The 26,145-nt window shown below is 62.4% G+C and carries 32 protein-coding genes; 18 read left to right on the forward strand and 14 right to left on the reverse strand.

The window, feature by feature from the left end; translation table 11 throughout:
• Positions 1-562: 562 nt before the first annotated feature.
• Positions 563-838 carry a hypothetical protein gene (locus tag QM467_RS18600; RefSeq protein ID WP_283367831.1) on the forward strand — a complete coding sequence of 92 codons (276 nt, stop codon included), beginning with the start codon at positions 563-565 and terminating at the stop codon, positions 836-838.
• A 75-nt stretch (positions 839-913) separates the two neighbouring features.
• A complete protein-coding gene (locus tag QM467_RS18605) occupies positions 914-1,063 on the forward strand; it encodes a DUF3096 domain-containing protein (RefSeq protein ID WP_446737803.1) in 150 nt (49 codons plus the stop codon).
• A 532-nt stretch (positions 1,064-1,595) separates the two neighbouring features.
• Here the strand turns inward: QM467_RS18605 and QM467_RS18610 are convergent.
• Positions 1,596-1,937, reverse strand: coding sequence for a hypothetical protein (locus tag QM467_RS18610; protein ID WP_283367832.1), 342 nt, complete (start codon positions 1,935-1,937; stop codon positions 1,596-1,598).
• A 394-nt stretch (positions 1,938-2,331) separates the two neighbouring features.
• Here QM467_RS18610 and QM467_RS18615 point away from each other — a divergent pair, with 394 nt between their 5' ends.
• Positions 2,332-2,697: a group I truncated hemoglobin gene (locus QM467_RS18615; RefSeq protein ID WP_283367833.1), complete on the forward strand. Its 366-nt coding sequence runs from the start codon at positions 2,332-2,334 to the stop codon at positions 2,695-2,697.
• Between the two features lie 420 nt (positions 2,698-3,117).
• Here the strand turns inward: QM467_RS18615 and QM467_RS18620 are convergent, their stop codons facing one another.
• On the reverse strand, positions 3,118-3,321 hold the full coding sequence (locus QM467_RS18620) for a hypothetical protein (RefSeq protein ID WP_283367834.1): 204 nt from the start codon (positions 3,319-3,321) through the stop codon (positions 3,118-3,120).
• A gap of 105 nt (positions 3,322-3,426) precedes the next feature.
• Between QM467_RS18620 and QM467_RS18625 the strand changes: the two genes are divergently transcribed.
• Entirely contained in the window at positions 3,427-3,834 is a 408-nt protein-coding gene (locus tag QM467_RS18625) for a hypothetical protein (protein WP_283367835.1), read from the forward strand.
• Between the two features lie 409 nt (positions 3,835-4,243).
• Positions 4,244-4,762 (forward strand): hypothetical protein, encoded by a 519-nt coding sequence (locus tag QM467_RS18630; RefSeq protein WP_283367836.1) that lies wholly within the window; start codon positions 4,244-4,246, stop codon positions 4,760-4,762.
• A 233-nt stretch (positions 4,763-4,995) separates the two neighbouring features.
• On the opposite strand, the gene cueR is transcribed toward QM467_RS18630, so the two are convergent.
• Positions 4,996-5,403, reverse strand: coding sequence for a Cu(I)-responsive transcriptional regulator (gene cueR / locus QM467_RS18635; RefSeq protein ID WP_283367837.1), 408 nt, complete (start codon positions 5,401-5,403; stop codon positions 4,996-4,998).
• Between the two features lie 73 nt (positions 5,404-5,476).
• Here cueR and QM467_RS18640 point away from each other — a divergent pair, with 73 nt between their 5' ends.
• Positions 5,477-7,843, forward strand: coding sequence for a heavy metal translocating P-type ATPase (locus tag QM467_RS18640; protein WP_283367838.1), 2,367 nt, complete (start codon positions 5,477-5,479; stop codon positions 7,841-7,843).
• Here QM467_RS18640 and QM467_RS18645 read toward each other — a convergent pair.
• Positions 7,732-8,241 (reverse strand): hypothetical protein, encoded by a 510-nt coding sequence (locus tag QM467_RS18645; protein WP_283367839.1) that lies wholly within the window; start codon positions 8,239-8,241, stop codon positions 7,732-7,734. The two genes, QM467_RS18640 and QM467_RS18645, sit on opposite strands and share 112 nt — an antisense overlap.
• Positions 8,242-8,557: 316 nt before the next feature.
• On the opposite strand from QM467_RS18645, the gene QM467_RS18650 reads away from it, so the two are divergent.
• The 12 genes from QM467_RS18650 to QM467_RS18705 all read left to right on the forward strand — a co-directional run bounded on the left by QM467_RS18650 (position 8,558) and on the right by QM467_RS18705 (position 18,220).
• On the forward strand, positions 8,558-8,938 hold the full coding sequence (locus QM467_RS18650) for a copper-binding protein (RefSeq protein ID WP_283367840.1): 381 nt from the start codon (positions 8,558-8,560) through the stop codon (positions 8,936-8,938).
• A 110-nt stretch (positions 8,939-9,048) separates the two neighbouring features.
• Complete coding sequence (locus QM467_RS18655; RefSeq protein WP_283367841.1) at positions 9,049-9,342, forward strand: DUF2933 domain-containing protein; 294 nt, start codon at positions 9,049-9,051, stop codon at positions 9,340-9,342.
• Positions 9,339-10,004 carry a methyltransferase family protein gene (locus QM467_RS18660; protein WP_283367842.1) on the forward strand — a complete coding sequence of 222 codons (666 nt, stop codon included), beginning with the start codon at positions 9,339-9,341 and terminating at the stop codon, positions 10,002-10,004. The genes QM467_RS18655 and QM467_RS18660 overlap by 4 nt, the downstream gene beginning before the upstream one ends.
• A gap of 242 nt (positions 10,005-10,246) precedes the next feature.
• Entirely contained in the window at positions 10,247-10,582 is a 336-nt protein-coding gene (locus QM467_RS18665; protein ID WP_283367843.1) for a hypothetical protein, read from the forward strand.
• A 94-nt stretch (positions 10,583-10,676) separates the two neighbouring features.
• Positions 10,677-12,209 (forward strand): efflux RND transporter periplasmic adaptor subunit, encoded by a 1,533-nt coding sequence (locus QM467_RS18670; RefSeq protein WP_283367844.1) that lies wholly within the window; start codon positions 10,677-10,679, stop codon positions 12,207-12,209.
• Entirely contained in the window at positions 12,206-15,388 is a 3,183-nt protein-coding gene (locus QM467_RS18675) for an efflux RND transporter permease subunit (protein WP_283367845.1), read from the forward strand. The genes QM467_RS18670 and QM467_RS18675 overlap by 4 nt, the downstream gene beginning before the upstream one ends.
• Positions 15,389-15,409: 21 nt before the next feature.
• Complete coding sequence (locus QM467_RS18680) at positions 15,410-15,769, forward strand: copper-binding protein (RefSeq protein WP_283367846.1); 360 nt, start codon at positions 15,410-15,412, stop codon at positions 15,767-15,769.
• A gap of 129 nt (positions 15,770-15,898) precedes the next feature.
• Positions 15,899-16,183, forward strand: coding sequence for a copper-binding protein (locus tag QM467_RS18685; RefSeq protein ID WP_283367847.1), 285 nt, complete (start codon positions 15,899-15,901; stop codon positions 16,181-16,183).
• A gap of 32 nt (positions 16,184-16,215) precedes the next feature.
• On the forward strand, positions 16,216-16,338 hold the full coding sequence (locus tag QM467_RS18690; protein ID WP_283367848.1) for a hypothetical protein: 123 nt from the start codon (positions 16,216-16,218) through the stop codon (positions 16,336-16,338).
• A 101-nt stretch (positions 16,339-16,439) separates the two neighbouring features.
• A complete protein-coding gene (gene copC, locus QM467_RS18695) occupies positions 16,440-16,775 on the forward strand; it encodes a copper homeostasis periplasmic binding protein CopC (RefSeq protein WP_283367849.1) in 336 nt (111 codons plus the stop codon).
• On the forward strand, positions 16,772-17,695 hold the full coding sequence (locus QM467_RS18700; RefSeq protein ID WP_283367850.1) for a CopD family protein: 924 nt from the start codon (positions 16,772-16,774) through the stop codon (positions 17,693-17,695). Before copC ends, QM467_RS18700 begins: the two co-directional genes overlap by 4 nt.
• 105 nt (positions 17,696-17,800) lie before the next feature.
• Positions 17,801-18,220 (forward strand): hypothetical protein, encoded by a 420-nt coding sequence (locus tag QM467_RS18705; protein WP_283367851.1) that lies wholly within the window; start codon positions 17,801-17,803, stop codon positions 18,218-18,220.
• Between the two features lie 339 nt (positions 18,221-18,559).
• Here the strand turns inward: QM467_RS18705 and QM467_RS18710 are convergent, their stop codons facing one another.
• The 10 genes from QM467_RS18710 to soxA form a co-directional block, all read right to left on the reverse strand.
• Positions 18,560-19,579: an MBL fold metallo-hydrolase gene (locus tag QM467_RS18710; RefSeq protein WP_283367852.1), complete on the reverse strand. Its 1,020-nt coding sequence runs from the start codon at positions 19,577-19,579 to the stop codon at positions 18,560-18,562.
• A 17-nt stretch (positions 19,580-19,596) separates the two neighbouring features.
• The gene (locus tag QM467_RS18715) at positions 19,597-19,911 is read right to left on the reverse strand and encodes a hypothetical protein (protein WP_283367853.1); all 315 of its coding nucleotides are present in this window, start codon (positions 19,909-19,911) and stop codon (positions 19,597-19,599) included.
• Positions 19,898-20,968 (reverse strand): YeeE/YedE family protein, encoded by a 1,071-nt coding sequence (locus QM467_RS18720; RefSeq protein WP_283367854.1) that lies wholly within the window; start codon positions 20,966-20,968, stop codon positions 19,898-19,900. Before QM467_RS18720 ends, QM467_RS18715 begins: the two co-directional genes overlap by 14 nt.
• Positions 20,968-21,423, reverse strand: a complete 456-nt coding sequence (locus tag QM467_RS18725) for a DsrE family protein (protein ID WP_283367855.1) — start codon at positions 21,421-21,423, stop codon at positions 20,968-20,970. Before QM467_RS18725 ends, QM467_RS18720 begins: the two co-directional genes overlap by 1 nt.
• 27 nt (positions 21,424-21,450) lie before the next feature.
• A complete protein-coding gene (soxB, locus tag QM467_RS18730; RefSeq protein ID WP_283367856.1) occupies positions 21,451-23,172 on the reverse strand; it encodes a thiosulfohydrolase SoxB in 1,722 nt (573 codons plus the stop codon).
• Between the two features lie 30 nt (positions 23,173-23,202).
• Positions 23,203-23,325 (reverse strand): hypothetical protein, encoded by a 123-nt coding sequence (locus tag QM467_RS18735; RefSeq protein WP_283367857.1) that lies wholly within the window; start codon positions 23,323-23,325, stop codon positions 23,203-23,205.
• Positions 23,326-23,399: 74 nt separating this feature from the next.
• Positions 23,400-23,711, reverse strand: coding sequence for a thiosulfate oxidation carrier complex protein SoxZ (gene soxZ / locus QM467_RS18740; RefSeq protein ID WP_283367858.1), 312 nt, complete (start codon positions 23,709-23,711; stop codon positions 23,400-23,402).
• A gap of 132 nt (positions 23,712-23,843) precedes the next feature.
• Positions 23,844-24,314: a thiosulfate oxidation carrier protein SoxY gene (gene soxY / locus QM467_RS18745; protein WP_283367859.1), complete on the reverse strand. Its 471-nt coding sequence runs from the start codon at positions 24,312-24,314 to the stop codon at positions 23,844-23,846.
• A 531-nt stretch (positions 24,315-24,845) separates the two neighbouring features.
• Complete coding sequence (locus QM467_RS18750; RefSeq protein WP_283367860.1) at positions 24,846-25,148, reverse strand: hypothetical protein; 303 nt, start codon at positions 25,146-25,148, stop codon at positions 24,846-24,848.
• The gene (gene soxA / locus QM467_RS18755) at positions 25,145-26,017 is read right to left on the reverse strand and encodes a sulfur oxidation c-type cytochrome SoxA (protein ID WP_283367868.1); all 873 of its coding nucleotides are present in this window, start codon (positions 26,015-26,017) and stop codon (positions 25,145-25,147) included. Before soxA ends, QM467_RS18750 begins: the two co-directional genes overlap by 4 nt.
• Positions 26,018-26,145 lie beyond the last annotated feature (128 nt).

Genomic DNA, 26,145 nt, shown 5'->3' on the forward strand with positions numbered 1-26,145 from the left:
AGTGATCGATATACCGAATCGCATAAGAACACAATAAGAACGCCGACCCGAGCGCTGCGACTGTGTTCGTCGGTCGGCCGCGAAGCGGCTGTCCTGAAATTGAGGGGCGATCCCTGTTCCGCGCTCGCATAATCTCTGCTTATCCGATTTAATTCCCTGTTTTGCTTCGTAGGGAATTCGTATGTAACCCCTTGTTAAAAATCAATAATATGAAGCTAAAACAGTCGGCGCTCCCCTATTTTGCGACAAGTTCCCTGATATTTTCCCTGAAAGCAGGGATTTCGACACGCGGAGACCGGTTCGACTGGCACTGTGTCGTCAGCCATTGTTCTAACTGGATTTTTCGCTGATTTTCCGCCTGAATGCGCCCGTTTTCATGTTGCGTTGTGCTGCAGCCGGTTCCCTTGATTTCCAACGATTTCCAAAGAGGTGCAGCAACTCCACGCGACATGCGCGCGACATGAACCCGGGAAATGTTCTGTCTATGTCTCGCCATGGTTGTCGGTTCGCTGCAAAATCCTCCCCTCAAAATAGAGTCGGCAGTGCAACAACCGATACAGCAATGAAGCCCGAACGTCCCTACGATCCCATGACGATCGCCAACGCCGTCGAGCTCGGGCTGACGGGAGTGATTCTGTATTGCCGGAAGTGCCCCCGCGAGGGCGCGATCGGCTTCGATGCACTGGCGTTGCCGCTGGAGACGGCTGTCCCGGATATTGCCCGCACTTGGCGCTTCGTCTGTTCGGGCTGCGGCGCCCAGTCAGTGGTCTCGCTGCCAGATTGGACCGCATACAAAGCACCCGGCGCCGGAGGGATGGCGCGATCGATCGCGATTTAGGATATGGGCGGAGGCGATGCGTTAAGATGAGCTTCGCGACTCAGGCCCGGCGCCAATGCCTTGGAGCGGAAGTAAATGGATATCCACATCCCTATCACCCACCCTCAACCACTTGCCGCGATTGTCGCAGGCGTAGCAATTCTCGTCTTCCCATCGCGCCTTAATTACATTCTGGCCGCGTATCTCGTCCTCACCGGAATTTTTGGGCTGGGTTTGTTTCGCTGATCGGGGCGGGGTGCGCGCCGGGCGTGGGGTGCGCAAAAAAACGCCCGCCAGTGCATCCGTGGCGGGCGTTCATCCGTCCGGTCGAAGCGTGGTTGCTTCAGCCCTACTCATTTTCGCCTTGATCGTTTTGTTCGCGCCACTCACGTTGTTGCTGCCACCGGTTGTGCATTTGCTGCAGGCGCCAGCAAGCCTCATCGTCGCCGTTCTCGCAAGCGTACCGCAATTGCTGCCTAAAACCTCCCCCCGACGTGAGCCAATAATCTTGGGCATGAGCAGAGGAGGCTAGGCCGATGATGGTAAGCGTGGCAACGATCCAAATTTTTCCGGTCATGGTGTTCTTTCGAAATTGCGGGCTTGTCATCTTGCTCCGCAAAATGACGGTACCTCGTTCGCTTGGATAAAGATGGGCGGAATATGGCGCTACTTTGTTCGCGCGCGACTTTGTCGGGCCGACCCACCGTTCTGCGCCTCGATGGCGTCCTCGATCAGCGTCCGCATGGCCGGCGTGAATTCGAGGATATGGGTTGGAGCGTCAGGCCGACGCATCGGCATCGTCCTTATGCGCGATCGCCTCGGCGCTCAGGCGATGCGGGTTGTATTTCTCGCTCATAAAATATTCGCCGCAACCGTCGTCGGGGGAGGCATCAGTTATCGAGACGATGAAATCCCGGATCGAGTAGCACATACGTTTGATGGCGGTTTCCGCCTTGTCGCATTCGCTCTTGCGCTCAGATTCTTCCGGAACCCAGGAACTGAGGAGATCGGCCGCATCTTTGATGAGACACAAATGGAACATTGCCCCGGTGGCGCTGGTCGCGGGGAAGGCCGATGCGGCTATTTCAATTTCGTCGAGTTTTTCGGTCAGCACGCGCATTTGCACGTCAAGAAGCTGCTTTTCCTTGTTCCCGGCGATCTTGAGCGTATCGGCGTGGGCATGCGCCTTGATGACGACGTCGGCGTCCTGAGCCAGTTGCGCGACTCATGGCACGCCCGGCGAAGTTGTTGCCATCGAAGATGGCTTGGTCGTGTGGGCGGGGCCGGTGGAGGAAATTGCCGAGGCGTGGCCATTCGACGCCATTTTCTGCCACGATGAGGACGAGAAATGGCTCATTGGCCAGTTGCGCGGCGCGGGAGACGCGAAGGCGTCCGATCAATGACAATCCCGCTTATGGTTTGAGCCGCCGTCAATTGCACCCCCGGTCGAGCCGAGATAACGTGAACAAAAAATCAGCGTCGCCTGGGTTCGGCGACGCCGGGAGGACGACGCCATGTCTCAAACGCTCTATGCCCGCCTTGGCGGCTATGACGCCATTAGCGCAGTATGCGATGACCTTTTGCCGCGCTTGATGGCAGACTCGCAACTCGGACGCTTTTGGAAGAACCGGGGAGCGGATGGCGTGCGGCGCGAGAAACAGCTGCTGGTTGATTTTCTCTGCGCTTCAGCCGGCGGCCCCCGTTACTATGTCGGTCGCGAAATGAAGCTCAGCCACGAGGGCATGGGCATCGACGACAGTGACTGGCAAATATTCCTAAGCTGCCTGCACGCCACGCTGGACAAATTCCAAGTTCCCGACCCGGAACGCTCCCAGGTGTTGGCCTTCGTTGAAAGCACAAAGGCCGACATCGTCGAGTAAGTTGGCCGGCCAAAACTGGGCGCGCCGCGAAGGCCATGCTTCCGGACGCGATCACCAGTCGCAGCGACGCACAACACGGTACCCCTCGATATCGCCGTCTTCATCGTAAATTGGCTGACGAACCCGGTGGCACGAGCTGTAATAGACCGCTGGCGGCGGTGCATATTCCTCGGAATAGGCGGGCTCTACCGGATATGCAGGCTCTTGATAACGCGGCTGCGAAAGCACTCCGCCGATGATCGCGCCAGCCGCCAACCCGCCGATAGCTCCTGCAACAACCGCCCCAGTGTCATTCGCGCGCGCCGGCGCCACGGCCACAAACAAACTGAGCCCAATAGACGCGGCCGCCAAGCTCGCTACGAGAGAAGAACGCGTTACCATCTCAACCTCCGTCCCGGTTTAGCAATGTTCCTCCATTCATTATGAAGCGGCGATTAACGAAACGTTGGCTTCTGGCGTGAGGCTATCGACCTTGACGGCGCGGCGGGCGTCGTCGCGATCAAGGCCAAGATCACGCGCGGCTTTGCTGATGCCCTTCTCGGCTGGCTGCTTCCCGCCCAAAGGTTGCGCAACCTTCTCAGCGAGCCGCGCCCATTCCGCGATCTGTTCATCGCGCTCCAGCACGGTCAGTTCGGCGCGTGCATGGCTGCTGGGGCGCCGCTTTGATCCTTGTCAATGCCGCAGCGAGACCCGGGTCCATACTGAAAGATATATTGGGGAGCGCGGATGATGCGCGCGTTAAGTTCAGCTATCGCGGCACTGTTGTTTGCTGCGCCACCGGCGATGTCCCAAAGTAAATGGCTTGAAAGCGGGCGCCTCGAACGATGGGAGGTAAGCGAGCTCTGCGGACGGACGGGTGACGTCCGATCATTGGCTCGCGCGCAGATGACTACGACTGGCCCCGAACGCTGGCGGCAGTTGTCGCGGCAGCAACTCACCGTCGAAGCCTTTGTCTTGGGTACGCCTCCCATGGATCCCGGGCGGTGCTACATAGTGGCGCGAGCTGGGCTTGGCGAGGACACCGAACGTCGCCTCTTTGAGGTCCGCGACTTCATTGTCAACGCTGAAAGTACGAGCGTCTTCGTGGTCGGCCGCAACTTTGCGCTGCCGCTAAAAAGTGGCGAGCCGACGCGTTGATCTGCGGCTAGGCCTTCCTCAAAGCCGCGTGGTCAGCCCCTCATTTCGGCGCGGCCTGCAACAGGCTGGCGATATCATTCCCCATATGCTGGAAACGGCCGCCCGTACCTCCGGGGCGGATGTTCTCTTAACGACATCGCCCAATCAAACGAGCCCGTAATTGGCCTGCATCGCATATCCGTTGCGAACGCCTCGCAACATCTGCGGCTGATGCGGAACGTCGGCTTGCTCGCCTCCCGGGGGGACGGCAAGCAGGTCGAAGAACAGCCCGGAATGGTCGCTTTGCGCCTTTGACAGGACGTTGACGACCGAGGTTCCTTCGTCGCCATTAGGTCGAGGATGTCAATCGCAAGCTCGGAGTCGGGCGGCATTCGGTCGCATAGCCAAACGAGCCAGACCTGATGGCAATTTGGGCCGCCCCGTGTTAGACGAGACGGGAAGACGGAGTTTGAGATTGACGCGTCGATACGTGTCGTTCGCTTTATGGCGCGCAGCCGCTTTGATCGCGGTTGTGATGACGCTCGGTTCTGCGCCCGCCTTCGCCCATGCCGCCGATAATTGCCGCGACCAGGTCGCATCCCGCAACGCAGGGCTTGTCTCGATCGGCGCGAGCTATCTGAAATTCGCCCCCGTTTCCGCAGAGAGTTTGAAGGGGCCGCAGGATCGGATTTATGCGCCGATCGCGCATTCGACAAATGCCGGTTCCGGAATGCGGACGGCAGTCGCGCTCGGTTCGGCCTCCCAGGACAGGACAAACGTCGCCTGTTCTAAATGCAGCGCGGGTTGCTGCGCGCCCGCTTGCCTTATCGTTCAAGCAGCGGTCCTTCCCGAGGTGCGTTTTGCCAGTACTGTGGCGCTGCCTCAATTCGCCGCGGTCGCTGGCCTGAATCCGGCATCTCTGCTCGAGCCTCCGAACTCCTTCGCCTGAACGCAAGCCGTTGGCGCCCTTTCGCTCAGGGGAAGTGGCGCCGTCCGCCGTTCCGGCCGAAGGTTTTTGTCATGTCTTCCGGATTTGTTGCTCTTTTTGCGGCGTCGCAGCGCGCGCTTCGCGGCGCGTTATGGTCCGCCGCGCCCCAACGCGGGCCGCGTCAAGATCCCGCCAGACAGGTCACAGAATACGCTTGGAGATCTTGCGCGCGGACAGCGACCAATTGGCCCGTCTCAAGTCAGCGTCCGGTGACAGGCGTCGCCGAGATCGGCGAGGATCGGGCAGTCGGGGGTGGCGTCTCCCGGGCAAGCGTCGATCAATCGGCGAAGCGTAGCGATCATCGCCAGCATTTCAGCGACGCGGTTCTCGAGATCCTCGACATGAACGGTGGCGATGCGCCGGACCTCGCTGCTCGGGCGGGTTTCATCGCGCCAAAGTGCAAGAAGGCCGCCGATCTCCTCGATGGAGAAGCCAAGCTTCCGCGCCCGGCGGATGAACCTGAGGTCGTGAACGTCGCGCTCGCCATAGTCCCGATAAAGGTTCTCCCGGCGCGCCGCCGGCCGCACAAGGCCGATCGCCTCGTAGTGGCGGATCATTTTGGCCGATACGCCAGTCTGTTTCGCGGCGAGGCCGATATTCATCGATTCAGCTCCTTGACCTTCCAATGATGGGAAGGTGTACGCCTTTAATCAGGTTACGGGAAGGAATTTTGTCATGGGTGAAACAACGCCGCACAAACACAATCATGCCGGCCACGCTCACCATTCGGTCGACGCGGGGGCTGGGACCCAGGCGACGAAGGACCCTGTTTGCGGGATGACTGTCGATCCCCAAAAGGCGTTGAGCGCCGCCCACGACGGCAAGACCTATTTCTTCTGCTCGGAAAAATGCCGCGGCAAATTCACCGCGGATCCCGCGCATTACGTGCAGCCGCCAGCGAAAAAGGAGCCGGCTCCGCCGGTTCCGGAAGGAACGATCTACACCTGCCCGATGCATCCCGAAATTCGTCAGCTCGGCCCCGGGAATTGCCCGATCTGCGGCATGACGCTGGAGCCGGTGCTGGTTTCCGCCGAAACCGGGCCGAGCGCCGAACTCAAAGACATGACGCGCCGGTTCTGGGTCGGCCTTGTCATTGCTCTGCCTGTGCTCGCGCTTGAAATGGGCGGGCATCTGACGGGACTGACGATGGCCTTGGGCCATGCAGCGTCGAACTGGACTCAATTGATCCTGGCGACGCCGGTCGTTCTTTGGGCTGGCTGGCCTTTTTTCGTTCGCGCCGCCCAATCGCTGGTGACGCGAAAGCTGAACATGTTCACCCTGATCGCGATGGGCACAGGCATCGCCTGGGTCTATAGCGTCGTCGCGACGGTCGCGCCGCAAATGTTCCCGCCGGAGTTCCGGGACGCTGAAGGCGCGGTGGCGGTCTATTTCGAGGCGGCGGCGGTCATCACCGTGCTGGTTCTGCTTGGGCAGGTGCTCGAATTGCGGGCGCGCGAGACGACCAGCGGCGCGATACGCGCGCTCCTCGACCTCGCTCCGAAAACCGCGCGCCGCATTGGAGCCGACGGCGCCGAAGAGGAGGTTGGGCTGGACGCCGTGCAGGTCGGCGATCGCTTGCGTGTGCGCCCCGGCGAAAAAGTGCCCGTCGACTCGATTGTGCTCGAAGGGCGCAGCGCCGTCGATGAATCCATGGTGACCGGCGAATCCATGCCGGTCACGAAGGAAATCGGCGCTCACGTGATCGGCGGCACGATCAATCAGAGCGGTGGCCTCGTCGTGCAAGCGGAAAAGGTCGGGCGCGACACCATGCTGTCGCAGATCGTCCAGCTCGTCGCCGAAGCGCAGCGCAGCCGCGCGCCGATCCAGCGGCTTGCCGACCAGGTCTCCGGCTGGTTCGTCCCGGCGGTCATCGCCGTGGCCGTTCTGGCCTTCGCCGCCTGGTCGATTTTTGGGCCTGAGCCGCGCTTTTCCTACGGTCTGATCGCCGCCGTCGCCGTTCTCATCATCGCCTGCCCCTGCGCGCTTGGGCTCGCCACGCCGATGTCGATCATGGTGGGCGTCGGCCGCGGCGCCCAGGCCGGCGTACTGATCAAGAACGCCGAAGCGCTGGAACATATGGAAAAGGTCGATACGCTCGTGGTCGACAAGACCGGGACCTTGACCGAAGGCAAGCCGGCGGTCACAGCCATCGTCACGGCCGAGGGTTCGGCCGAGGCCGACGTGCTGCGGCTGGCGGCGAGCGTGGAGCGGGCGAGCGAGCATCCGCTGGCGCGCGCCATTGTCGCGGCCGCCGAGGCGCGCGGATTGGCGCTTTCTTCGGTCGAAGACTTCGATTCTCCGACCGGGCGGGGAGCCCTCGGAACGGTCGAGGGCCGCCATATCCTGCTGGGCAATGCTCGGTTTCTTGGAGAGCGGGGGATTTCGACCGAAAGCCTGGCCAAGGAGGCGGACAAACTTCGTGCGGACGGCGCCACGGCGATCTTCATCGCGATCGACGCCAGGGCGGCCGGAATTTTCGCCATCGCGGATCCGGTCAAGGCCACGACCCCTGCGGCTTTGGCGGCTCTGAAAGCGGCTGGGGTCAAAGTGGTGATGCTGACCGGCGACAATTGGACGACGGCGGAAGCCGTCGCGCGCCGGATCGGCATTGACGACGTCGAAGCCGAGGTTTTGCCGGACCAGAAAAGTGCGGTCGTCCAGCGTTACAAGGCGGCGGGACGGGTTGTGGCCATGGCGGGCGATGGCGTGAACGACGCGCCCGCCCTCGCGGCGGCCGATGTCGGCATCGCCATGGGGACGGGGACGGATGTCGCGATGGAAAGCGCCGGCGTCACTCTGCTCAAGGGCGACCTGACCGGGATCGTCCGCGCCCGGCTCCTGTCGAAGGCGACCATGGGCAATATCAGGCAGAACCTGTTCTTCGCCTTTGTCTATAACGCCCTCGGCGTGCCGGTTGCGGCCGGCGTCCTCTATCCGTTGTTCGGGATTTTGCTGTCGCCGATTATCGCGGCGGCGGCCATGGCCTTGTCCTCCGTCAGCGTGATCACCAATGCGGCGCGGTTGCGCAGGGTGCGGCTATGAAACTCCTGCCGGAAATATCTGAGGCCGGACGCGGCGACGGCGACAAGCGTCACGCGTCCATCAGAGACGGCTCCAAGCGGTCCGGAAACTTGGGGGTCTTGCGGATTGTCCGGCGAATGCTCCTGGCTTTCGCGGTCATGGGACTTTTCTTTGCGCCAACCGCTGGCCAGGCACACCGCGCCATGAATGATGGCGCGGTTGCCGCCATGACAGATCAAGCGCCTTGCTGTCCGCACCATCAGCCGGACGATTGCGGCAAATGCGCGCTTGCGTCGCTGTGCGGTTCGCATTGCCTGAATCTTCTGGCGGCGACGCTGGCGGCGCCCGCCGCCGGGACGTCGACGGTTGTCCTCGTGATTGAGCCCCAATCGCAATCTGCGGTCGCCGGCATGAAGCACGCTCCGCCACGAAGGCCGCCCCGCGCTTGAAGCGATCGGTCGGCCCCGGGCCAGGCGGGTCTCGCGCCTTCAAAAGCGAGGCTTTCCGGGTTGGGTTTGTTGAGTTGCGCCAGACAAGCGCAACTACGCCATATCGCATGTAAAGCTAGCAATAGATGGCACTATACATAAATATGTATAGTGCAGCGTATTAACTATGCTTTTAATTGTCAGAAGTATGCACAATATCATTGATTCACATCAATGATATTATATTGCATCTACGCTAGAAGAGGATATATATTGCCTCGGTCGGCAATATCTTGAGGAGGTCAAAATGTTCGAGACAAAATCGCGGATTGCGCTCGCGCTCGCGCTCGCTCTGGCGTTGGCGGCGGCGAACGCCGCGCCCGCCATGGCGATGAACATGGGCGGCCCACAATTTCTGCAAATGATGGAGAAGATTCGCACTGACAAAGGCGCGCCAGGCACGCCGCTCTGGGTTCAAGTGACGGTGAAAAAGGTCAACCTCCGTGCGAAAGAGCTGACCGTCAGGCACGCCGCCGTTCCACAAGCTCACATGCCGGTGATGACGATGACGTTCCCCGTCGCGGACCCCACTCACCTCCCGATGCTTCATAAAGGCGATCCGGTCGAAATCGAGGTCGCCAATGACAATGGCGTCGTGAAGGTCCTAGATTTCCGCATGCAGCACTAAGCGGCCATGCATCGAACATTCGCCGCCGCAGCCTTCCTTGATCAATGACGAAGCGCGGCGGCGAAAATGAACAAGTGGTCGATGGAGCCAACATCTCAGAGGAGCGACCGATGACCCACCAACATGACCATGGCGGCGTGCCTGAAGCACGGCCGTTTCTCAAAACGCCAGCCGGCTGGGTTTTCTGCGGATTTCTGGCGATCGGGGCGTTCTACCTCATCACCGAACATACCGCGCATCTGTTCGGCGTCCTGCCTTTCCTCCTGCTGCTCGCCTGTCCGCTGATGCATGTTTTCATGCACGGCCATCACGGCGGCCATGGCGGGCATGGCGGCGGCCGGGACGCCGATCGCGGTCCGGGCGGCGCCTCCGGCAATTATTCGTCGAAGGAGGATCAGCCATGACGCCTGACGCCCCGGCCTATGGCCTTTGGTCGCTGGTCATCATCAACACCCTCTTTTTCATCATCTTCGCAACCAGCTTCAGCGTCGGCGGCTGGAAAAAGAACTGGCGCGAACTGGGGATGTTTTCGGCCTTCGTGCTGGCTCTGTTCACAGAAATGTACGGCTTTCCGCTTACGATCTATTTCCTGTCGGGATGGCTCGCCGCGCGTTACCCCGGTCTGGACCTGATGTCGCACGATGCCGGTCACCTGTGGTCGACGCTGTTCGGCCTCAAGGGCAACCCCCATTTCGGCGTCCTGCACATTCTGAGCACGTTGCTGATTGGCGCCGGTTTTGTGCTGCTCGGCTATTCGTGGCGTCCGCTCTACGAGGCGCAGAAGGCGGGCAAGGTGGCGACGACGGGCCCTTACGCCAGCATTCGCCATCCGCAATATGTGGCGTTCGTCGCTGTGATGTTCGGCTTCCTCTTGCAGTGGCCGACCATCCCCACGCTGCTGATGTTCCCGGTGATGGCCTATGTCTACGCGCGTCTCGCGCGTCTGGAAGAACGGGCCTCGATCGAACAATTCGGCGACGCCTATCGCGCCTATATGGCGGCGGTTCAAGCCTTCATCCCGAAGTTCGGCGGGGAGGGTTCGACGGGAGCCAAAAACTGGAAATAGCCAGACGCTGAAGATGCGAGAACCAGCCTATGTTGAAATAGGCCGACCACAATTGGAAACGGTGGCGTGCAGGCGCCGGCAGGATGGCGTTACGCGGGGCCCGTTCGCTTCGTTCGGGCATGCGGAACTTCGTTAGTTGCCACATTTACCGCATTTTAGCCCATTTGCGTGATAAGGGTTTTCTGGACTTCGCCTCGTAATCTGCGACAATAGTCATGAAATGAGGGTGCGCTGACAAAGCTATGAACTGGCTCCGCTTCATATTCTCTGTCTTTGCGCTGTGCGGCCTGCTCGTCGCCGGCGGGGGCGGAGCCATGGCGGCGAAGGCGCATCATCATTGTTGCCCCACCATGGCGGCCGAAATGGCGCAGGACCACCATCACGGCCAGGCCGACGGCCGCGGCGCTGCTCCCAAATGCTGCGTGTTCGGCCTTTGCGCGGTCCCCGCCGCTCTTGCCGAGAGCCAAGGCTATGTTTCGGCGCCGCGCCCGGTTGTGCGCGTTTCATTTCTCCCGTTCGATCTGGCTGGCCCCTTGAGCCGGACGACCTCTCCCGATCTCCGGCCGCCCATCGCCTGACGTCCTGAAACGGGGCCGTCTTGCGTCCTGAGGGGCGAAGACCGTCCGCGCGACGTCATGCGAAGGCCGCCTTGCGGCCGGGAGATCGATTTCCATGTTGCCTTTTGCTCGTTTCACGGGCGCCTTTGCGCTCGTCGCCGCCTGCGCCCTTTGGGCGTTGGCCATGCCTACGCTCGCGTCCTGGTCAGGCCCTGCCATGGCGCAGGCTCAGGACGACGCGATCCTGTTCTACCGCGACGCCATGGGGGGCGCGGCGTTGTCCAGCGCCCCGAAAAAGGATGGCATGGGCATGGACTTCCTGCCGGTTCGGCGCTCAGCGGTCCTGCCCCTGCTGGCGAAGCTTCCGGCGACGCCCTCATCCTCCACGGACGAGCCCCTGTTCTGGCGCGATCCGATGGGTGGCGCGGAAATTTCGCTTAAGCCCAAAAAGGATTCCATGGGCATGGATTTCCTGCCCGTGCGCGCCACGGATATCGCCGGGCTGCTGCCGCCGATCGGGACGAAGTCGGACGCCTCGCCGGCGCCGAAGTCCGTCGAGGCTGCGAAGAAACGCATCCTTTATTACCGCAATCCGATGGGCCTCGCCGATGTCTCGCCGGTTCCGAAAAAGGACGGCATGGGCATGGATTATTTGCCCGTCTACGAGGGCGAGGAAACCGATTCCGCGATCGTCAAATTGCCGCCCGGAAAAATCCAGCGCACCGGCGTGCGGTCGGAAGCCGTTCAGGCGAAGGCCATCGGCGACCAGATCCGGGCGCCCGGAACGATCCAGCTCGACGAGCGCCGCGTGACCATCGTCTCGACGCGCTCCACCGCCTATATCGAGAAAGTCGCGGACGTCACGACCGGCGAGGCCGTGAAGAAGGGGCAGGTCCTGTTTCGGTTCTTCTCGCCGGAAATCGCGGCCGCTGCAGCGCAATATTACGCCAATCCCGGTTATGAGGGCGCGCGCACCCGGCTCGACGTCCTCAATGTTCCGCCCGATTTCATCGCGGAAATCGATCGCTCGCGGAAAGTGCCGTTGAGCGTCGAATGGCGGGCGCCGCGCGACGGGATCGTCATGGAGCGCCAGGCGACCGACGGCATGAAGGCCGACGCCGGCCAATCCCTGTTCAAGATCGCCGATCTCACCGCCGTCTGGGCCCTGGTCGACGTCGCCGAGCGCGATTACCCGCGCATCCAGCCCGGGCAGGCGGTCTCGGTCCATGTTCGCGGCCTGCCGGAGCGAATTTTCTCGGGCCGCGTCAGCCTGATCTATCCCCAGATCAATAGAGAAACCCGCACGGCCCGCGTGCGCGTCGAGCTGCAAAACCCGGACCTCGTCCTGCGGCCCGACATGTATGTCGAGGCGGAGATCGCGACCGGCGACGGCGGCAAGGTCCTGACCGTTCCCGACAGCGCGGTGATCGATTCCGGCACGCGCAAGATCATCATCCTCGACCTCGGCGAGGGCCGTTTCGAGCCGCGCGAGGTGCAGGTCGGCCGGCGCGGCGAGGGCGCCGTCGAAATCCGATCCGGCGTCGCCGAGGGCGACAAGGTCGTGACCTCGGCCAATTTCCTGATCGACGCCGAAAGCAATCTCAAGGCGGCCCTCAAGGGCCTGTCGCAGGCGGAGGATGCGAAATGATCGGCCGCATCATCGCCTGGTCGGCGCGCAACCTCGTCCTGGTCTTCGTCGCCGTCGCCTTCATTGTCGCGGCGGGCGTCTACGCTCTGCGCACGCTGCCGCTCGACGCGCTGCCCGACCTCTCCGACGTCCAGGTCATCGTCTATACGGATTTTCCCGGCCAGGCGCCGCAGGTCGTCGAGGACCAGGTCACCTATCCTCTGGCCAGCGCCATGCTGACGGTTCCGCGCTCGAAAGTGGTGCGCGGCTTTTCCTTCTTCGGGGTGTCCTTCGTCTATGTCATTTTCGAGGACGGGACCGACCTCTACTGGGCGCGCTCCCGCGTGCTGGAATATCTCAGCGCCGCCGGCAGCCGCCTGCCGGCCGGCGTGACGCCGGTGCTGGGGCCGGACGCCACCGGCGTCGGCTGGGTCTATCAATATGCCGTCGTCGCCAAGGAGCTGACGCTCGCCGAATTGCGGTCGGTGCAGGACTGGACGATCCGCTACGGTCTCGCCAAGGCGGAAGGGGTGGCGGAAGTCGCCAGCGTCGGCGGCTTCGTCAAGCAATATAATGTGGTGGTCGACCCCAACCGGCTGAAGGCTCTCGGCATACCGCTGTCGAAGGTGCGCGAGGCGATCCGCGCCAGCAATACGGATGTCGGCGGCCGAACGGTCGAACTGTCGGAATTTGAATATATCGTGCGTGGCCGCGGCTATTTGCGCGGCGTTCCCGATCTCGAAACCATTGTGCTGAAGTCCGATAATGGCACGCCCTTGCTGCTGAAAGATGTGGCGCGGGTCGAGATCGGCCCCGACGAGCGGCGCGGAATCACCGAACTCAACGGCGACGGCGAGGTCGCCAGCGGCATCGCCTTGCAGCGCTTCGGCGCCAACGCCCTGACGGTGATCGACAATGTCAAGGCCGCCTTCGCCGCGCTCGCGCCAAGCCTTCCCAAGGGCGTCGAGATCGTGCCGGTCTATGACCGCTCGCAACTCATTCTCGCGGCGATCGACACGCTGAAACATACTTTGTTCGAGGAAAGCCTGATCGTCGCTTTGGTCTGCGTGATCTTCCTGCTTCACGTGCGCAGCGCCCTGGTCGCCATCCTCATGTTGCCGGTCGGCGTGCTGATGGCCTTCGCGGCGATGAAGGCGCTCGGCCTCGGCGCCAATATCATGAGTCTCGGCGGCATAGCCATCGCCATCGGCGCCATGGTCGATGCGGCGATCGTGATGATCGAAAACGCCCACAAACATCTGGAGCGCGCCGCGCCCGAAAAGCCGAGGCTGGAGATTCTCATCGAGGCGGCGACAGAGGTCGGCCCGGCCCTGTTTTTCAGCCTGCTGGTGATCACCGTCTCCTTCCTGCCGATCTTCACGCTGGAATCGCAGGAAGGGCGGCTGTTCGGCCCGCTCGCTTACACCAAAACCTTTTCGATGGCGGCGGCGGCGCTGCTGTCGGTGACTTTGGTTCCCGCGCTGATGGTCATTTTCGTGCGCGGCAAGATCGTCGCCGAGAGCCGGAATCCGATCAATCGCTTCCTGATCTGGCTTTATCGCCCGATCATCCGGCTGGTGCTGAAGGCGCGCGTCCTGACCATCCTGCTGGCGCTGGCTATTCTGGCGGTGACCATCTGGCCGGCGCGCCAGATCGGCAGCGAATTCATGCCGACGCTGAATGAGGGCACGCTGCTCTATATGCCGACAACGCTGCCGGGGCTCTCCGTCACCAAGGCCGCCGAACTGCTGCAGCGGCAGGACCAGATCATCAAAAATTTTCCGGAGGTTGAATCCGTTTACGGCAAGGCGGGGCGCGTCTCCAGCGCGACGGATCCGGCGCCGACCGAAATGTTCGAAACCGTCATCCAGCTCAAGCCCAAGGCGCAATGGCGTCCCGGCCTGACGATGGACAAGCTGATCGCCGACATGGACGCGGCGCTGCAATTCCCCGGCGTTTCCAACGCCTGGACCATGCCGATCAAGGGCCGTCTCGACATGCTCTCGACCGGCATACGCACGCCCATCGGCGTCAAGATCTTCGGGCCCGATCTCAGCCAGATCGAGGCGCTCGCCCGGCAGGTTGAAACCGTCCTGAAAAAGGTTCCCGGCACGTCGAGCGCCTATGCGGAGCGGATCATCGGCGGCTATTACCTCGAAATTGTTCCCGACCGCTCGGCATTGGCCCGTTACGGACTGACCATCGGCGACGTCCAGGAAGTGATCGCGACGGCGCTGGGCGGCGAAACCGTGACGACGACCGTCGAGGGACGCGAACGCTACGGCGTGAATATCCGCTATCCGCGCGATTTCCGTTCCGATCCGCAGTCGATCGCCAATGATGTGCAGGTTCCCCTGCCGTCCGGCGGGACCGCGCCGCTGGGCGAAGTCGCCAAGGTGGCGCTGGTTCGAGGGCCGACCTCGATCCGCACCGAGAACGGGCAGCTCGCGGCCTATGTCTATGTCGACGTCCGCGACCGCGACATCGGCTCCTATGTCGCCGAGGCGCGGCAGGCGGTGGCCAATTCCATCGCTTTTCCGCAGGGCTATTACGTCGCGTGGAGCGGCCAGTTTGAATATATGGAGCGCGCCGCGGCGCGGATGAAGATCGTCGTCCCGATCACGCTGCTTATCATCTTCCTGCTGCTTTATCTCAATTTCCGGCGCGTCGCCGAGACGCTGATCGTCATGGCCTCGCTGCCCTTCGCGCTGGTCGGCGGCGTCTGGCTGATGTGGCGGCTCGATTTCAACATGTCGGTCGCGGTCGCTGTCGGCTTCATCGCGCTCGCCGGCGTCGCCGCCGAGACCGGCGTGGTGATGCTGATCTATCTCGACCACGCCAGGCGCGAGGTCGCAGCGGCGCGCGCGGCGGCGGGCAGGCTTTTCACGCGCGGCGATTTGCATGAGGCGATCATGATCGGCGCGGTCGAGCGCGTGCGGCCGAAAATGATGACGGTCGCCGCCATCATGGCCGGCCTGCTGCCGATCCTGTGGAGCACGGGCGCCGGCTCCGAAGTCATGCAGCGTATCGCCGTGCCGATGATCGGCGGCATGGTCTCATCCACCCTTCTGACGCTGATTGTCATTCCCGCGATTTACGACCTCGTCAAAGGTTTCTCGCTGCCGCGAGAGGCTCATTTGCTCGGAAAGGATGCGGATGCGCCGAAATCCGCGGATCAGGATTTTCAAGCGGCTGAATGAACATGGATGGAGGAAGCCATTATGAGCGGTCCGGCAGCAGCGATCCGGTCAATCGTCATCCGGGTCCTTGTCGCCTCGCTGGTCGGAATCGGCGGGCTTCCGCTCGCCGCTGGCTCGGCCGCAGCGCGACATTCGCCGCAGCCCTGGCGGCTGAAGCCGCAGGGCGAGGGAACTGTGAACCGGATCGATGTCGCCAAGCGAACCATCAACGTGACGCATGACCGGATCGACCTTTTGGACTGGCCCGCACGGACGGAGAGTTTCGGCGTCGCGAAGGGAGTCGAACTCCGACAGCTCCATCGGGGAGCAAGGATCATTTTTTCTCTGGCGCGCGGAAAGGAGGGCGGGTTCGTCATTCAGGAGATCAAGCCGGACGATTGAACGGAGCCGCAACGGCGGGCGCCCTCGCGTGACTGATGCGTGTTTTGACGGAGACGGACAGTGAAATTGAACTGGATTTGCAAACTCGCCCCCGCCCTCATCGCCGGCGGCAGCGCCGCATTCGGAGCCTTGCCGTCGGCCGGCGCGGCCCCTGACGCGGCTCGCCTGGCGTTTGCGCAGGCAGAAAAGCCGACCGGCGAGGGAACGCTCAACACGATCGACGCCGCCGCGCGCAGGCTGAATATCACGCATGGTCCGGTGGCTGCCCTGAACTGGCCGGGGATGACCATGGATTTTGCCGTTGGTCCCACCGTCGATCTCACGTCGCTCAAGGCGGGATCGAAAATCAGATTCACCCTGAGCCGCGGCGCCGACGGCATGTTTGTCATCGACCGGATCGAGCCGGCTGACTGAGCGGGCGTTAGAACGGAGGAATGGAGGAGCCGATGATGGGATTCGACGGAACAATGGGCGGCGGAGCGATGTGGGGCATGGGGTTGTTCTGGCTCCTGATCCTCGTCCTCGTCATTCTGGGGATCGCCGCGCTCATCAAATACCTGCGGGGGTAGGAACGCCGCCACGCGACTTCCGCCCCAAATCTGGCTGGCATGTTTGAAAACGTGAGGATGAAATGAAATTCAAGGGCGCTGTTTTTGCACTCGGAGCGGTTGTGTGTTCCGCATTGGCGGCGGGAGAAGCTTCTGCCCACGCTCATCTCAAAAGCGCGATCCCCGCGCCCGACGCCATCCTTTCGGCGCCGCCGCAGGAGGTGCGGATCGAGTTCGGCGAAGCCGTCGAACCGAGGATGTCGGGCATAGAGCTTGTCGGCGCCAACGGACCAGTCGCCGGCGTAAGCAAGGCCTATGTCGATCCGGCCGCGCCGGAGACCCTCGTCGTCAAGCTTTCCCAGCCGCTGCCGGCCGGAGCTTATGAAGCCCGTTGGCGTTGCGTCGGCAAGGACAGCCACGTGATGCGCGGCAGCTATCATTTTGAAGTGCGCCCATGAGCGACGAGATATTCCCGATCGTCGTCACAGCGCGATGGGCGCAGTTCATCGCGCTGTTCATGCTGTTCGGGCAATTCCTGTATCCGTTCTATACCGTGGGCGGCGTTAGGCCCCCGCGCAGTGAGCGATTGGCTTCCTCGACCCGGAAGACCGTCGCAACTGCCGGATGGGTTCAGGCGCTGTCGATTCTCGCATGGGTCATGGCGTCGGTCGCGAACATGGGCGACGGGTGGGGAAGCCTGGTCGATCCCGAATTCTTGAAGGCGTTCTTCTTTGAAACGGGCTTTGGCCATTTATGGCTGGCGCGTTTGCTGATGACCGCCATGCTGCTGGGCCTGGTCGTCGGAATGAGAAAGCGTCTCGCCGCCGCTGATGCGTCCACTGCCGTCGCGCTCTTTCTTGTCGGCGCGCTGCTTGCCAGTCAGGCGGGTGTTGGCCATCCAGCGGCGTTCCCGGAGGGGGAAAGGCCGTTGGTCATCATCGGCTATGGATTGCATATCCTTGGCGCCGCCGCCTGGATCGGGGGATTCTGGCCCCTCCGGGCTCTGCTGGCCGAGATGACGATCGACAACCGCATCCGTCCCTATCTGCAGTTCGTTTTGCGGCGTTACGCCATCATGGCGAGCATCGCCGTCGTCCTCGTGCTGCTCGGCGCGGCGATCAACATCAGACCGCAGGTCGGGCTGATCGACCCCGGCTCCATTTCGGCCTGGGGCTGGGCCGTTGGGCTTAAATTCATTCTGTTCGGCGCATTGATCGCGATCGCTTATCGCAATCGCTTCGTTTTGACGCCCTTGCTTGTCACCCGGCCCGCCGACGCCTCCAAAAATCTGCTCCGCAACATCGTGATGGATCAGGGTCTGGCGTTGGCGGTCCTGGCGGTGGCCTCGGTCATGGGAATTGTTTCGCCGTCAGGATAGGCGGCCGGAAAGGAGAGGGGAGGCAGGCAGCATTGCAAAAATAAGGCTCCGCGCGACGATCTCGACGAGGCGTCGCGCCAGATCGAAACATTCGGACGCAATTCGATGTTCAGGGCAAAACGAAGGAGAAAGACGATGAAACGACTGCAAGTCATTGGCGCGGCTTCGGCGCTGTTGCTCTTGGCCGCTCCGGCTTTCGCTGAAATGGATGCCGCCAAGCCCGAAAAGGGAATGGGTTGCCCGATGTCGGACACGGCGGACATGCAGAAGAACATGTCGACGATGATATCCGAGATGGGCGCGATGATGAAGGACGCCAGCGATCCGGCCATGAAGGAGCGCATGCAAAAGATGCAGGATCAGATGGCCGCCATGATGAGCATGATGCAGAAAATGGGTGGCGGGATGATGGGCGGGGGAATGAAGGGCGGGGGGATGATGAAGGGCGGGCAAGGCTCTGGCGAAATGAAGGCTCCCGCCGCGCCGAGCCCCGATGACCACAAGTCGCACCACCCGACTGAGTGATTTCAGGACAAGGTTTCGCTGACGGCGGCCCTCGATCGAGCCTGGATGGCGTCTGGCGCGACGGTTTTGGCGTGCTCGGCGTCGATGGCCCGGTCGGCCCACGGTCGTGTCCCGGGACGTGTTGTAGCTGGGAGGATAGCGTAGCCGTTCGCGAAGCGCGCGTTCCAAAGGCGCCGTAGCGAGCGAACGGCGCAAGATCGAGCGGCGCCTGTCCAAAATCTGCTCTGATCGCCGACAACGGCGCCCGCGCTTTTGTCGATGAAGCCTTCGGCGAGCTCTTGAAAGCCGAAGGACATCTGGACGACGAATTTCTCGAGATCGGCGCGATGACGGCGGAATTCAGAACTGCGCCTGTTCGGCTTCGAGATAGGCGATACTGACATATCGGCCGATATTGTGGTCCCAGCCGCGCGTCTCTGCGGCCCTCGACGCGAGCCGAGGATCCTTGAGCGCGATGGCCAGCGCCCTTTCCAGCTCGACGCCTTGTTTCACGGCTTCGACGCAAGACTCATAAATCCCTTCGAACAATTCGCGTTGCCAGCGGAGCACGCCCGGTCCCGCGCGGCCATGGGCCGGCGCCCAGATTGTCGTCCTGCTGTTCTTCTCCAGCGCATCGAGCGCGGCGAGCGTGCCCCGAAACGAGCCGTCATCGATGATAGCGATGCGCCGGTCCATCATGACGTCGCCGCCGCACATCACGCCATCCTCTTCCACTTCCACCGCCAGATCATAGGGCGTGTGCGCGACGCCATAATGGTGCAGGCGCAGGGTCGCGTCGCCGAGATCGACGACGAAACCGTGATCGACATCGTGATTGGGCGGCGCGATCTTCGTGCCGAGCGTCGCCCGCTCGGTCCATTTGACCATCGAGTCGCGCCAATAGACGCCGACCGCCCCCTCGATCGCGCTGCGCGTCCCCGCATGGGCGTAGAGGGGCAGGTCCTTGCCGAAGGCGTCGACAAAGGCCTGATTTCCCAGCCAATGATCGCCATGGAAATGGGTATTGATCAGGCCGGCCATCGGCGCATCGCTCGCCGCCCTGAGCTGGCGGATCGCCATTTCGGCGATTTGCGTCGAGGATCCGCTATCGATGGCGACGACGCCGTCGCGTCCGATGACAAAGGTGAGGTTCGACATGAACCCGCCATTGTCGGGGGCGGGAATATTCCCCGGCGCCTCGATCATGAACACGTGAGGGCTGATCCTGGTCAGCGGCCGATCCGCGACTGGCGGGCCCTTGACTTGACTTTCGGCGTCCGGGGCGGTCTCGGCCCAGGCGTCCCAGCCGCAGCCGCACAGCAGCGGCGAAGAAACAGCAGCGCAGGCGAACAGGCCCCGTCTTGTGATGCTCCCGCTCATTGAGGCCTCTGGCGGCGTTATTTGAACTTGTAATAATCTTGATTGAGCGCCGCGACCATGGCGTCGATTTCGTCGGGAGCGACCGGAGCGCTGAGGCTCGACACGCATCTTTCGACCTGTTTGTGCAGGCCGGGCAAATCCTTCACCTTGGGATTGGGGCGCGTATAGAGATTGAGCGCGACACCGTCCGGGGCATGCTTTTGATGGCAGGCGCCGTTACAATCATTTTCCGCGAGCAGTCGGCGGCCGAGGGCCACGGTTTCGCCTTCGCCGGCCCAGGCGGAGCCGCTCGTCGCGATCAGGGTCAGAATGAGCGCTTTATGGAACCACATGGCCGAACCCCCAGAATTTTTTCTGATCGAGCAACCTGTCGGTGAGCACGGCGCCGATCCACATGGACCACAGGACGATCCAGGCCGTAACCGCGAATATAGAGGCGCCGGAGACGCCCGCGCCGACGGCGCAGCCGCCCGCCAGCACGCCGCCGAAGCCCATCAGGCACCCGCCGGCAATATAGCGCCGCATGCTCGCCCCGTCACGGAAACCTTCGAGCTTCAGATCGCCGCCCGCCGCCGCCGCGAGGAACGACCCGAGGAAGACTCCGGGAATCAAGGCGAGATCGAAGGAAAGGCCCGTTCCCGGCGGCGACAGAACATACATCAGCACGTCCGCTGAAGGCGAGGTGAAGCTGAGGGAATGGACCGGCGCCATTTCGAACGAGCTGGTCGACATGGCGTAATTGAAGGCCCACGCGGCGGCGACCATCAGTCCGACGCCGGCGCTGGTCAGCCAGGTCGCCACGCGCAATTTGCAACGCAGGGCGATGACGATTCCGAGCGCCAGCCAGCAGGCGCCGAACAGTAGCGCGCCGCCATGGCCAATATGGAGCATGGCGATCATGTCGCGCGACGAACTGTCGATGGTCCACCAATCATTAATCGCGGAGCGCACCCGCGACAGCGCTCCGTCGCGGGACATCTGCGCCACCACGGCGAAGACCATGCCGGACAGGAGGGCGCGCAGATTGCCGGTGGCCGAGAGCACCAGCATGCGGCTGCCGCAAGCGCGGGTCAGCGTCATGCCGCAGCCGAACATCAGCCCGCCAATGATCGAGCCAGACAGGCTGCCGCGATTATTGAGCTGACGTACGGCGCCGGTGTCGAACAGGCCGAGCAGAATCAGGGCCTGGGTGATGATAAGGGCGGTGGCGAAAGCGAAAAGCCAGGTCGCCAACCTTCCGCCGGCTTCGCCATGGGCGATTTCCAAAGTCGCCGCGCGCAGGCAGAAGCGCGATCTCTGCGCCAGCACGCCGAACAGCACGCCGATGAGGGCGCCGCCCAGCGCCAGCGCATTGCGGTCGCCGACGAGATCGATAAGCTGGTCCAGCATCAGGGCTTGATATAGGCGTAATGGTCGCGACTTTGAAGCTGGGTGACGCGCACCACGCCCGAGGGAACGTAATCCGCCTCCATCACGAACCTGTCCCTGGTCAGATTGCGGCGCTTCATGGTGATCTCGCAGACTTCGAAGGTCACGCCCTGCGCCTTCAGGCCCGAAATCAGCGGCCCATATTCGACATTGCTCTTCGGGTCGCGCGCCCCGTCGAACAGAAAATCGACGCCGTCGCCATGGCTAACGACGACAATCTTGGTGTTCGGCGCGACCTCCATCTGGTTGCGCATATTGCGCAGGGCCTTGAGCGCCTGCTCTGCGGCATCGTCGATATGATAGACCACCTTGTCCTGCGCGGATTGGTCCTGCGCCATGGCGGGCGCCGCATTTTCCTGCGCGAGAACGGGCGCCGCGCAGAACAGCATCGTCAGAAAAGCCAGAATCCTGCGCATGTGAACCTCCATGCAAGCGGGGGACGGTCAGCTGGCAATGCCGGTATTGCCTTCGACATTCTTCAATTTCGGAAGATTGAGCGTGGGCGCCGCAATGGTCTTTTTCGAGCGCAGATGCCGCGCCACCAGATCCCAGATCGGTTCGCCGCCGGCGTCCCGCGCCGCTTCGGAAACAGGCGCCCAGCCGGCGACCTTATAGGTCTTTTCGGCGTCGATCGGCTTGGCGTCGAGCGTCATGTCGCCGATGCGATTTCCCATCGTGGCGGTCGGATCGCAGGAATAGCTCATGCCGCCAACGCGCACCATGTCGCCGCCCTGCTGATAATATGGATCCGCGTTGAACAGATTGTCGCAGACATCTTCGAGAATCTGCTTGATCTGCGACCCTTTCATCGGCGTCAACGTGACATGGGGATAGGTGATCGCCGTCTGATCGAGCACGTTCTCCATGGTGATCGGCTCGCCCGGCATGATCGTGGTCCCCCAACGGAAGCCAGGCGAAAAAGCTATTTCGGCGTCTTTTTCCGCGATCAAGGCGTCAAGGATCAGCTGGTCGAAACTGCCGTTGAAATTGCCGCGCCGGTAAAGCAGGCCCTCGCTCACCGCCAGCTTCTCGCCGAGCTTGCTCTCAAAGGGCGCGCGGGTCCGGGCGATCAGCGCCGCCATTTCCGCATCCGCCGGCAAGAGATTGGAGAAGACCGGCAGCAGCCGGTAGCGGAAATCGGCGACATGGCCGTCCTTGACGTCGAAATCGAGCACGCCGACGAACTTGCCGTTGGAGCCCGCGTTGGTCACCAGGGTCTTGCCGCCGCCGTTCTCGACGATGCTCGGCGACGGAATCCCGTCATGAGTGTGGCCGCCGAGAATGGCGTCAATTCCGCGCACGCGCGAGGCCATTTTCAGATCGACGTCCATGCCGTTATGCGACAGCACGACCACGACCCGCGCGCCTTCGCCGCGGGCCGCGTCAACCGTCTTCTGCATGTTGTCTTCCTGGATGCCGAAGGTCCAGTCGGCGACCATGTAACGCGGATTGGCGATGGGCGTGTAGGGAAAGGCCTGGCCGATCACCGCCACCTTGACGCCATTGACCGCGCGCATGACATAGGGCTTGAACACCAGATCGCCGAAATCGGTAGTCTTGATGTTCTGCGCGACAATATCAACATGGCCGGCGAAATCCTTGTCGGCGATTTCCTTCACGCGCTCCTGGCCGTAGGTGCATTCCCAGTGCAGCGTCATGACGTCAACGCCGAGCAACTTGGCGGCGTCGACCATGTCCTGCCCCTGCGTCCACATCGCGGCGCCCGACCCCTGCCAGGTGTCGCCCCCATCGAGCAGCAGCGCGCCGGGACGGGTGGCGCGCAGGCGCTTCACCAGGCTGGCCAGGTGAGCGAAGCCGCCGACCCTGCCATAGAGCGCGGCGTAACGCTCGAAATCGAGAAATGTGAAGGCGTGGGCGAGGCGGGTCGCCGGCGGGACGCCGAAATGCTTCAAAAAGGCCTCACCGACGAGATGCGGCGGCCGGTTCGCCATGGCGCCGACGCCGATATTGACATTGGGCTCGCGGAAATAGATCGGCCGCAATTGCGCGTGGCAATCGGTGATATGCAGCAGCGACACATTGCCGAAAGCAGGCGCGTCGTAAAGCGCCTCGGCGGCCTGTTCCGCCCGGGCCGGATCGAGGGGCAGCGCCAGACCCGCCGCGCTTGCGGCGGAGAGAAGATGCAAAAATTCGCGGCGATTCATGGCGCTTTCCGTTTCGTGGTTGGCAGGCGATTACGGGTCGAACAGCAGGGCTGTCAGATCGCGGATCCGACCCTCGGCGAGGATGCCCATGCGCACGCTGCGCGGCATCTTGGAGAAGGCGCTGGACGCATCGGAATCGTAAATCTTGCCCAAGCGTAGCGCGCGTTTTCGGCGTCATTTCTTCTCAAGAACGTCGGCGCCGCTCCGACCGCGTCCGCAATCCGGTCTCAGCTTACAGGCGCTTCGTCCGAGCGGGAGTCGCCCGAACTGTCCTTCCATGAGATGGAGACCTTGTCGCCCGGTTGGCCGCCCTTGATCTTGAAACCCAGGTACGGGTTCTTCGCCACCGCCTGTCCCCATTGCGCCTGCATCACCACCTTGTCATTGAGCTTGGCGGTGACCTCGGTGATGAACAGGGCGGGAATGAGCTCGCCGGCAGGATCCTTGCGCAACCCTGTCTCCATCACATGGTTCATCAGCACTTTTACTTCGGTCACGCCGTCCTTGCTGGCGGCGCGGATTTTCATCGGATTGCCCATAAGATTTCTCCTCTCATTTCTAATTCGAGCGAATGGGACGCGACGGAGCGTTCGACATCCGCGCTGGCGCTATGGCGTCTCGCCCTGGCTTTCGCCAACCGCTCGACGACCGCCGCCAGGGTTGCCGTGACATCAGCCGCCGCAGCCGCCGAGCGTCACCTTGATTTCCTTGGTCGCCGTGTAAAATTTCCCATCGGCCTTCACCAGCGCGATCACATTGGACGTCTGAGCCATTTTCAGGCGCGTGCTGACCTCCGGAAGCATATCCGGTCCGAGGTCGAACTGGGCGGTGAGCATGGTCGGGTTCTTTTCCACGAGGAATGAGATCTGGGTGGTGTTAGGAATCTTGCTGATCGCCTCGACCGGCACCACCGCGCCGTTTTCGGCAATATCCGAGGCAATGAGCTGTACCTCGGCGCTGGCGGTTGGCGCCTCGACGCCCATGGTCTTGTAAACGTCGGCTATGGTCTTGGCGTCGAAGGCCGCCTTGTTCCAGGCCGCATAGGCCATGCGCGGCAGGAAGGTCGCGGCGGAGACGGCAAGGCCGAGCAGGCCGGTCTGGCGCAGAAATCCGCGACGGCTGGCTGGGTGTTCGAGATTCATGATTTTCTCCTTGGAGCGATGGTCAAAGCGGAATGCGCGCGGCGGCGGTCGGGAGCCGGTTGCGCGTTGCGAAAAGGATGAGGTCGGGATTGGCGCGCGAAGGCGCAAAGGCGCCAGGGCGCAAAGCGGCTATGGTCATCATTCCTCCCTTGGGCGCGTCGTCTTTCCGACCGCGCAAACCGGAGTGGCGTCGTCCGGGGAGTCGCTCTCCCTCTGCAATGAACGTTTCCCCGATTCACGCCGGGCGTTTTTCATGCCCGGACGCTGTTCCTTGTTGTGCAAATCTTGGCGGCGGCGAGGTCGCGCGCCTATCCGGGACGGCGCCGGGGGCGTATGGGTGTTTTCGCCCAGGACACGCCTCGGTCTATCCGGTCAACAAGGAAGACGGGTTCATCTGAACCTATTATCCCCGAATCCGGCCACGGTTTCCATCGAGACGCGCCAGCGCGAGAGCGGCTGCGTCGTCTCCGTCGGCGCCAAAATCCCAACGAGCGATCCCGCCGGGACCATTGTCGAGATCGTCGGCGAGGCTCAACGGAAGACCGCGTTTCGCCAGGACGCTTTCTGCTCGTTGGCTTGCTCGACCGAAAGTTTGGCCTGCGCCAGCGCCTCATTGGCGGCTGCTATCGCTTCGTCCCATTTCCCGTCGGCGAGCGCCTTCCTGGCTTGGGTCAAAGCGGTCTCGGTCGTGGTCCAGGCCGCCTTGGCGGCGACCGCCGCTGATTCAGCCGCCTGCGCGGCGGCTATCGCCGCTTCGGCTTCCGCCTGTGTGGCAGCAAGAGCGGGCAGGCTCAGAATCGCGAGCCCGGCCGCAAAAAAGATTGCACGTATCATGGACGAGTCCCCGGACCGACGATGGGAATGCCGTTGCTCATGTAAGAAAGGAAGTATTCGACATTACGATAATCCTCGTCGTCTGGCTTCAGCGGCACTGCGCGGGTCTGCGACGAGCAGGTCGAGATACGACGAATCGAGGTGCCCATACTGCCCCAGTCGGAGCGGTAAATCGGCATCGCCGCCAGAATGCCCAGCGCCGGGGCCAGAATGTCGCCGCGCATACGTTCGCCTGCCGGCGACATATGGCACGACGCGCAGGAGACGCCGAGCTGGCCTTTCCGCGAATAGAAGAATTCCTTGCCGCGCTCATAGGCGGCCAGCGCGCGCGGATCGTCCGGAATGGCGATCGCGAACGGCTTGCCGCGCGAGGACTCGGACATCACGGCAGCCAGCGACGCCATCACGCCAGTCATTGGATCGAGCGGCTTTTCGCCATTCTCCACGCGGCAGCGATTGATCGCGCCTTCCAGCGTCTCGACCTGACCCGTTTCGGCGATGAAGCGCGGATAGGTTTGCCGGACGCCCTCGCCCTTGTTGTCAAAACAATCGGCGTAGTGCTTGCCGTTGGCGAATGGCTTCTCCCACTCGGCATGCCCTTCGTCGAGCGCCAATTCGTAGGGAGGAAATTCCATGATTTCCTTCCACTGCTTGCGCATTTCCGCATTGACCGCATAAGGGCCATTGCCGAAATCGTCCTTCGCCACATTGGGGAATTTGGCGAAGAAGAAAGCCTGTAAAGCCCTGCGATCCGCTTCAGGGTCAATCTTCTCGTCGGCGGCCTTCGCCGGCGCCGCCGCCAGAAGCAGCAGAGCGCAAGCAACATTCCGGGCGAGTGCAAATCGGTCACGCAGGCTGGACTTGATCATGCGAGTTTCACCGTCACAGTGTCGGTCTTGCCGAGGTTGCCGGTCCATGCCGCTTCCGGCTGGCCGGGAAGATTGTTGGCGAACACATGCCAGCTCGAACAAGGCGCGCCAGGCGCCGCCTGAAGCTG

It is taken from the genome of Rhodoblastus sp. 17X3, assembly GCF_030056575.1.
Classification (GTDB): domain Bacteria; phylum Pseudomonadota; class Alphaproteobacteria; order Rhizobiales; family Beijerinckiaceae; genus Rhodoblastus.